The 1,732-nt window shown below is 69.6% G+C and carries 2 protein-coding genes; both read right to left on the reverse strand.

All coding sequences use genetic code 11. The features are described from left to right. Positions 1–522, reverse strand: a 522-nt coding sequence (locus AC4FAH_RS07585) for a 4Fe-4S dicluster domain-containing protein (RefSeq protein WP_490245839.1), incomplete at its 3' end; no start/stop codon positions are given. Positions 523–550: 28 nt separating this feature from the next. Next, positions 551–1,720: a glycolate oxidase subunit GlcE gene (glcE, locus tag AC4FAH_RS07590; RefSeq protein WP_490245846.1), complete on the reverse strand. Its 1,170-nt coding sequence runs from the start codon at positions 1,718–1,720 to the stop codon at positions 551–553. Positions 1,721–1,732: the final 12 nt, after the last annotated feature.

Genomic DNA, 1,732 nt, shown 5'->3' on the forward strand with positions numbered 1-1,732 from the left:
GGCTTGACGGTCGCGCTCGCGGGCCAGCGGGATCTTGTCGGCCAGCGCGCCAGGCGCGAGGGGGCGAAAGCGCACGCCAAGTGCCAGCAAGGCCTTGAAGCGCGCGGGTTCGACCAGCGCATGGCGCAGGCCACTGCGCAGCAGGCGCTCTCGCCACGGGCGGCCGACGCGACGCTCCAGTTCCTGACGCCCGATATCGAGCAGGGTGTGATATTGCACGCCCGACGGGCAGGTGGTCTCGCAGCTGCGACAGCTCAGGCAGCGATCCAGATGCCGCTGGGTCTCGCGGGTGATCTCGCTGGCCTGCTGGCGGGTGCTTGAGTCCTGGCTCTCGGGGTCGCTCTCCAGCAGCTGCTTGATCAGATAGATGCGCCCGCGCGGCCCGTCGCGCTCATCGCCCAGCAGCTGATAGGTGGGGCAGGTGGCATTGCAGAAGCCGCAATGCACGCAGCTGCGCAGGACCTTGTCGGCCCGCTGGATATGCGGTCTGGCAAGCGCGGCGTCACTGAAGTGGGTCTGCATTCAGGTGCGTCTCCTGTCGTGGCGTGAGTCACATCTCGGCATACAGGCGACCGGGATTGAGGATGCCGTGGGGGTCCAGCTGCTGCTTGAGCTGAAGGTGATAGCGGGCATTGGGGGCGGCCAGCGGCATCAGCGGGCTGTCCTCGGCGGCGACGGTGCCCGGGGTATAGCAGATGGCATGGCCGCCCAGCCGACTGGCCAGCGCGCGGATGCGCTGGGCCGGGGCATCGCTTGCAAGCCAGCGCTGTGCACCCGCCCAGTCACACAGCAGGTCGGCATCCCCCACAGGGCCCAGCAGTTCGCTGACGGCGGCTTGCCACTCGAGGTGGTCCAGCGCCAACGGCAGCGACAGTCGCCACAGTGCCTGATGCGGTGCGCGCGCGCTGAAGAAGGGCAGGCGCTGCTCACGCAGCTCAGTCCAGTGCGCCGTCGCCTGATCCGCCGTCAGGGCCTCGCCGCCCAGCTGCTCGCACCCGGCCTGGACCGACCGCTCGCCTCCTTCCAGACGCAGGGTGAGGCGGCCGTCATGCCAGCTGGTCGCCGTGATCGGCAGCGGCGTGCGGCCCCAAGCATTCAGGTGAGACAGCGCCTCGGCGAGGCTGATTTCCAGACACAGCGATTCGCTTGCCACCGGGCGCGGCATCACCTTGAGCGAGACTTCACTGATCACGCCCAGCGTGCCCTGGGCGCCGCACATCAGGCGCGACAGGTCATAGCCCGCCACGTTCTTCATCACTTCACCACCGAAACGCAGCGCCTTGCCGTCGGCGCTGATGATGCGCGTGCCCAGCACCAGGTCGCGCAGGCTGCCGCTCCAGGGGCGGCGTGGGCCGCTGAGCCCCGAGGCGAGAGTGCCGCCGACGGTCGCCGCGGGCCCGAAGTGGGGTGGCTCGCAGCTCAGGTGCTGACCTTGCTCGGCGAGCACGGCCTCCAGCGTCGCCAGCGGGGTGCCGGCGCGCACCGAGACCATCAGCTCCACCGGGTCGTAGTGGGTGATGCCATGATGCGCGCGCATGTCGAGCACTTCCTCGGCGGCCACTTCACGGCCTAGAAAGGCCTTGCTGCCACTGCCGGCGATGCGCAACGGGCGTCTCGCCTCATGGGCGGCGCGGACCTGTGCGCGGAGTGCCTCGCTGGCATCCTGCTGCTGCGGGGGCTGGCTGGCGGCAGGCGTAGCGCACTCGGCATGGCTTGGCACCTGATCCTGGAG

The sequence above is a fragment of the Cobetia sp. genome (assembly GCF_983723665.1).